Origin of the sequence: Streptomyces sp. WAC06614, from assembly GCF_003949795.1 — a bacterium.
Lineage (GTDB): Bacteria > Actinomycetota > Actinomycetes > Streptomycetales > Streptomycetaceae > Streptomyces.
The window spans coordinates 1-6590 of record NZ_RPRY01000365.1; the positions used below are offsets into that span (position 1 = coordinate 1).

A 6590-nucleotide genomic window follows, 5' to 3' on the forward strand; every position below is an offset into this window, starting at 1 on the left:
GGGCCGGGGGCAGCAGGTAGGGCCAGGGGTGGCCGCAGTTGAGGACGGTGACCGTGCTGTCGGCGGTGATCTCCAGCAGGAGCAGGGTGACGAAGTCCTCCGGGCCGGCGGCCGCCCGGCGCAGCGCCCGTTCCAGCCGCCGCAGCACCCCGTCGAGGGTCGGCTCGTCGTGGGCGGCCTCGCGGAAGCAGCCCAGCACGGCCGTGGCGGCGGGGAGCGCCGGCAGTCCGTGGCCGCGGACGTCACCGATGACCACGCGCACGCCGTACGGCGTGGTCAGCGCCTCGTACAGGTCGCCGCCCAGCACCGGTCCGTGCGCCGCGGCCAGGGCCAGTCCGTCCATCCGGGCGGGCAGCGGCCGCAGCAGGGCCTGCTGCACGGTGCCCGCGATCCGCCGGGTGCGGCGCAGCTCGCCGGCCAGCCGCTGCCGGACGTGCAGCGCGCTCCCGGCGGCCAGCAGCAGGAACGCCGCACAGCTCGCCAGGCTCGGCAGCAGGGGCCCCGGGGAGGACAGCTCCCAGGAGACCGCCGCGCCGCCCCAGGCAAGGACGCACACCCGGCGCACCTGGGGCACGGCCCATGGTCCGGTCATCGTTCAGGCCTCCCCTCGGCCGGAACGATTGTGTCGAGCACCCGCTGCGGGCCCTACACCCGCCCGGAGTTCTCACCCGAACGAGTGAGGGGCGCACCCGGTGATCCGGGTGCGCCCCTCATGAGCCGGTCACGGCGCCGGTCACGCCCCGCGCAGCACCGCGCCCGTCCGCTCGGCGGCGAGCGCCACGGCGGCGTCCCGCGCGGCCGTGGACTCCTCCACGGTCAGCGTGCGGTCGGCGGCGCGGAAGCGCAGCGCGTACGCCAGCGACTTCTTGCCCTCGCCGATCTGCTCGCCGGTGAAGACGTCGAACAGCCGCAGGGACTCCAGCAGTTCGCCGGCGCCCTTGCGCAGCGCCGCCTCGACGGCGACGGCCGGCACGGACGCGTCCACGATCAGCGCCACGTCCTGGGTGGCCACCGGGAAGCTGGAGATCCGGGGCGCCTCGACGGCCGCGCCGCCGGCCTGCGCCAGCCGGTCCAGGTCCAGTTCCATCGCGCTGGTGCGCTCCGGCAGGCCGAGCGCCTTCACGACGCGCGGGTGCAGTTCACCGGCGTGGCCGATGACCTGCTCGACCCCGTCCAGGGTGACCACCAGTTCGGCGCAGCGGCCCGGGTGCCAGGGGCCGTACTGCCCCTGCCGGACCACCAGCTCGGCCCCCGCCTCGCGGGCCAGGGCACGCGCGGCCTCGACCGCGTCCGCCCAGTCGGCCGGGCGGCCCTTGCCCCACCAGCCGGCCTGCTCGCGGGCGCCGGCCAGCACGACCGCGGCGTACCGCGGCTGCGCCGGGAGGGCGGCGTCGAGCGTGGCGATCTCCTCGTCCGTGGGACGGCGGTCGACGGGCAGGCGCACCGCGACGCCGGGCCGGTCGCCGGCCCGGAAGACCGAGCCGGTCTCGAACAGGGCGAGGTCGTGGCTGCCGCGGCTGTCGTTGCGGCGCAGCGCGCCGAGGAGACCGGGCAGCAGCGTGGTGCGCAGCGCCGGCTCCTGGTCGGACAGCGGGTTGACGAGCTTGACCACCTGGCGGGCCGCGTCGTGCGCGGGGAGCTGGAGCTGGTCGAGGACGTCCTCGCCGATGAACGGGTAGCTGAGCGCCTCGACGTAGCCGGCGCCGGCCAGCGCCCGGCCGACGCGGCGGTGCAGCTGCTGGCGCGGGGTGAGGCCGCGGCCTGAGGGCACCTGCGGCAGGGTCGACGGCAGGTTGCCGTAGCCCTCCAGCCGGATGACCTCCTCGGCGAGGTCGTTGGGCTCGGCGAGGTCGGGCCGCCACGAGGGCACGGTCACGACGAGCTCGTCCTGGCCGTAGACGTCGCAGCCGATCTCCTGCAGGCGTCGGACGACGGTCTCGCGGCCGTAGTCCATGCCGGCGACCCGGTCGGGGTGGTCGGCGCGCATCGCGACGGTGCGCGGGGCGAGCGGGGCGCTCGTCTCGGTGACGCCGGCCTCGGCGGTGCCGCCCGCGAGCAGCACCAGCAGGTCGACGGTCCGCTGGGCGGCCGCGGCGGCGGCCTGCGGGTCGACGCCGCGCTCGAAGCGCTTGGAGGCCTCGGAGGCCAGCTTCAGGCGGCGGGCGGTGCGGGAGATGGAGACCGGGTCGAAGTGCGCGGCCTCGATCACGACCTCGGTGGTGCCGGTGACCACACCGGTCTCGGGGTCGGTGACGGAGTCGGCGATCTCGGTGTTGGCACCGCCCATGACACCGGCGATGCCGATCGGCCCGCTGTTGTCGGTGATCACCAGGTCCTCGGCGTCGAGGGTGCGCTTGACGCCGTCGAGGGTGGTGAACTTCTCGCCCTGCTCGGCGCGGCGGACCCCGATGGTGCCGTCGACGCGCGAGCGGTCGTAGGCGTGCAGCGGCTGGCCGAGCTCCAGCATCACGTAGTTGGTGATGTCCACGGCCAGCGAGACCGGGCGCATGCCGGCCTTCTGCAGGCGGCGGGTGAGCCAGATCGGGGAGCGGGCCTCGGGGTCCAGTCCGGTGACGGTGCGCGCGGTGAAGCGGTCGCAGCCGGCCGGGTCCTCGACCTTGACCGGGTAGCCGTACGAGTTCGGCGCCGGCACGTCGAGCAGCGCGGGGTCGCGCAGCGGCAGGCCGAAGGCGGTGGCGGTCTCGCGGGCGATGCCGCGCATCGACATGCAGTAGCCGCGGTCGGGGGTGACGTCGATGTGCAGGACCTCGTCGACGAGCTGGAGCAGCTCGATCGCGTCGGTGCCCGCCTCGTGCTCCGGCGGCAGCACGATGATCCCGTGCGTACCGTCGTCACCCATGCCGAGCTCCTCGCCGGAGCAGATCATGCCGTGGGAGGTCCTGCCGTAGGTCTTGCGCGCGGCGATCGCGAAGTCGCCGGGCAGGACGGCGCCGGGCAGGACCACGACGACCTTGTCGCCGACCGCGAAGTTGCGGGCGCCGCACACGATCTCCTGGGGCTCACCGGTGCCGTTGGCCGCGCCGACGTCCACGGTGCAGAAACGGATGGGCTTACGGAAGCCCTCCAGCTCCTCGATGGTCAGCACCTGGCCGACGACCAGGGGGCCCTTGAGCCCGGCGCCGAGCTGCTCGACGGTCTCGACCTCGAGACCGGCGTCGATGAGCTTGGCAGCTACGTCACGACCCGTGGTGCCCGCGGGCAGGTCGACGTACTCCCGCAGCCAAGAAAGCGGGACCCGCATCAGATCTCCATCCCGAACGGCCGGGTGAACCGGACGTCACCCTCGACCATGTCTCGCATGTCTTCGACGTTGTGGCGGAACATCAGCATCCGCTCGATGCCGAACCCGAAGGCGAACCCGCTGTACACCTCGGGGTCCACGCCGCAGGCGATCAGCACCTTGGGGTTGACCATCCCGCAGCCGCCGAGCTCGATCCAGCCCTCGCTGGAGCAGGTGCGGCAGGGGCGGTCGGGGTTGCCCACCGAGGCGCCGCGGCACACGTAGCACTGCATGTCCATCTCGGCGGACGGCTCGGTGAACGGGAAGAAGTGCGGGCGGAGCCGGGTGGTGGTGTCCTCGCCGAAGAGCTCCTTGACCATGTGGTCGATGGTGCCCTTGAGGTCGGCCATGGTCAGGCCCTTGTCGACGGCCAGCAGCTCGACCTGGTGGAAGACCGGGGTGTGCGTGGCGTCGAGCTCGTCGGTCCGGTAGACCCGGCCGGGGCAGACGATGTAGACGGGGGGCTCACGGCGCTCCAGCAGCGCGCGGGCCTGCACCGGGGAGGTGTGGGTGCGCAGCACGACACCGGACTCGTCGCCCTGCACGCCCTCGGGGCCCTGGACGAAGAAGGTGTCCTGCATCTGGCGGGCCGGGTGATCGGGCGTGAAGTTGAGGGCGTCGAAGTTGAACCACTCCGCCTCGACCTCGGGGCCCTCGGCCACCTCGTAGCCCATGGCGACGAAGATGTCCGCGACGCGGTCCATCAGCGTGGTCAGGGGGTGACGGGCGCCGGCGGGGACCCGGTCGTAGGGCAGCGTGACGTCCACCGCCTCCTCGACCAGCACCCGCTCGTCGCGCTCGGCCTCCAGCTGCGCCAGGCGCTCCGCGTACGCCTTGTTCACGGCGCCGCGGGCCTGGCCGACGCGCTTGCCGGCCTCGGCCTTGGCCTGCGGCGGCAGGGCGCCGATCTCACGGTTGGCCAGCGCCAGCGGCGAGGTGCCGCCGGCGTGGGCGGTCTTCGCGTGCGCCAGTGCGTCGAGGTCGCCGGCGGCCGCGAAGGCGGCGAGCGCCTCGTCCCGCATGCGCTCGATCTCTTCCGGTTTCAGTGCCTCGACCTCGACAGGGTCGTACGACTTGTTCGGTGCCGACATCTCTTCCCGTACTTCCGATGGGCTGGCTGGTGGTCCCCGCTCGACACAAGGTTCTCGACACAAGGACACAAAGGTGCCAAAGGACGAGTCTAAAGGTCGCCGGGTGTGAAGGAGCCCGTGGGCCGACCGGTGAGACGCCTCCGCGCAGTGCCGCGACTACTGGGAGAGGTACGCCGGCGCGCCGACGGGCAGGATAAATCGGAACTCGGCGCCGCCCCCGGGGCCGCGTCCGACCGTGATGGTGCCGCCGTGGGCCTCCACGATGCCCTTGACGATGTACAGGCCCAGCCCGGTGCCGCCGCGCTTGCTGCCCCGCCAGAAGCGGGTGAACACGCGGCTCATGGACTCCTCCGGGATCCCGGGGCCCTCGTCGGTCACGGTGACGGCTGTTCCCTTCTCGTGCGGCGCCACCTCGATGGTGACCGTTCCGTCACCGTGGCGCACCGCATTTTCCAGGAGGTTGCCGAGGATCTGGTCGATCTTGTCCGGGTCGGCCCACAGATCGGGCAGCGGCCGGGCCAGCCGGACGAGGAAGCGGTCTGGGGCCTGGCCGTTCGCGGTGAGCGCCTGGACGTGCCGGCCGACGGCGGTGGCGATGTCCACGGGCTGCCGGCGCACCTCCAGCCGGCCGGAGTCGATCCGGGAGATGTCGAGCAGCTCGGCGATCAGCCGGGTGACCCGGTTGGCGTCGGCGTCGACGGTCTCCAGCATCAGCCGCTTCTGGTCGTCGGTGAACCGTTCCCACTTCGCCAGCAGGGTCGCGGTGAAGCCCTTGACCGAGGTCAGCGGGGAGCGCAGCTCGTGCGCGACGGTGGCGATCAGCTCGGCGTGGCTCCGCTCGGTGCGGCGGCGGGCCTCGGTGCCGCGCAGGCTCACCACGAGGCGGGCCAGCGGGCCCTGCGGGTGGGTGCGGACGTACCGGGCGGAGACCAGCACCTCGCGGCCGCCGGGCAGCAGCAGGTTGCGCTCCGGCTGGCCGCGGCGGGTGGCCAGGCCGCCGTAGGGGTCGGTCAGGGTCCACCAGCGGCGGCCTTCGAGGTCCTCCAGGGGCAGGGCCCGCTCGATCCGGGCGCCGAGGGCCTCGCCGGGGGCGATGGCGGTGATCCGGGCGGCGGCCCGGTTGAAGCAGATCACCTGGCCGGTGTGGTCGGCGACGACCAGGCCGTCGGGCAGGTCGTCGGGGTCGAGCCCGAGGTCCGGGGCGAGGTGGCCGACGCGGCCGACCGGGGGCGCCGTGGCCGCCACGTCCGTGGCCCCCGGTGAGCTGTTCGTACCGACGGTCATGTCCCCGTACCCCACATCTCCGGCAGCACCGTGGGCCCCCGGGCGGCCACACTACTAGCTGGGGGTCACGGAGCGGCACCCTCCGGAAGCCCGCTGTGCACGCGCGGAGGCGTACAGGCACACGGCGGCGGCCGTGGCGAGGTTCAGGCTCTCGGCCTTGCCGTGGATGGGGACGCGTACGACGGCGTCCGCCAGCGCACGGGTCTCCTCCGGCAGGCCCCAGGCCTCGTTGCCGAAGACCCAGGCGGTCGGGCCGCCCATGGTGCCGGCGTCCAGTTCGGCGTCGAGGTCGTCCTCGCCCGCGCCGTCGGCGGCGAGGATCCGTACGCCCGCGGCGCGCAGGCCCTCGACGGCCCGCTCGACGGGGACGCCGACGGCGACCGGCAGGTGGAAGAGGGAGCCGACGGAGGCGCGAACCGACTTGGGGTTGTACAGGTCCACGGAGGCGTCGGTGAGCACCACGGCGTCCGCGCCGGCCGCGTCGGCGCAGCGCAGCACGGTGCCGGCGTTCCCGGGGTCGCGGACGTGGGCGAGGACGGCGACCAGCTTCGGTCCGGCGTCGAGGACGTCCTCGAAGGAGGAGTCGAGGAAGTGGCAGACGCCGACCAGGCCCTGCGGGGTGATGGTCTGCGAGACGTCGGCGAGGACCTCGTCGGAGGCGTAGTGGACGCGGGCCCCGGCGGCGCGGGCGGCGGCCACGATGTCGGCGTACCGCTCGGCGGCCTCGACGGTCGCGAACAGCTCGATCAGGGTGGCGCCGGCCTCCCCGCGGTGGGCGACGGCCTCGCGCACGGCCTGCGGGCCCTCGGCGATGAAGCGGCGCTCCTTGGTGCGGAAGTTGCGCCGGGCGAGGCGCCGGGCGGCGGCCACCCGGGGGGAGCGGGGGGAGATCAGCTCGGCGGGGGTGCCCATGG

The 6590-nt window shown here is 73.9% G+C and carries 5 protein-coding genes; all 5 read right to left on the minus strand.

The window, feature by feature from the left end:
• A partial coding sequence (locus tag EF918_RS30745; RefSeq protein ID WP_148141286.1) for a PP2C family protein-serine/threonine phosphatase occupies positions 1–592 on the minus strand: 592 nt, incomplete at its 3' end.
• A 141-nt stretch (positions 593–733) separates the two neighbouring features.
• Complete coding sequence (gene pheT / locus EF918_RS30750; protein ID WP_125652206.1) at positions 734–3262, minus strand: phenylalanine--tRNA ligase subunit beta; 2529 nt, start codon at positions 3260–3262, stop codon at positions 734–736.
• Positions 3262–4392, minus strand: a complete 1131-nt coding sequence (gene pheS, locus EF918_RS30755) for a phenylalanine--tRNA ligase subunit alpha (protein WP_125652207.1) — start codon at positions 4390–4392, stop codon at positions 3262–3264. The genes pheT and pheS overlap by 1 nt, the downstream gene beginning before the upstream one ends.
• A 156-nt stretch (positions 4393–4548) precedes the next feature.
• A complete protein-coding gene (locus tag EF918_RS30760; protein WP_125652208.1) occupies positions 4549–5676 on the minus strand; it encodes a sensor histidine kinase KdpD in 1128 nt (375 codons plus the stop codon).
• A 54-nt stretch (positions 5677–5730) separates the two neighbouring features.
• Positions 5731–6588, minus strand: coding sequence for an RNA methyltransferase (locus EF918_RS30765; RefSeq protein WP_125652209.1), 858 nt, complete (start codon positions 6586–6588; stop codon positions 5731–5733).
• Positions 6589–6590: the final 2 nt, after the last annotated feature.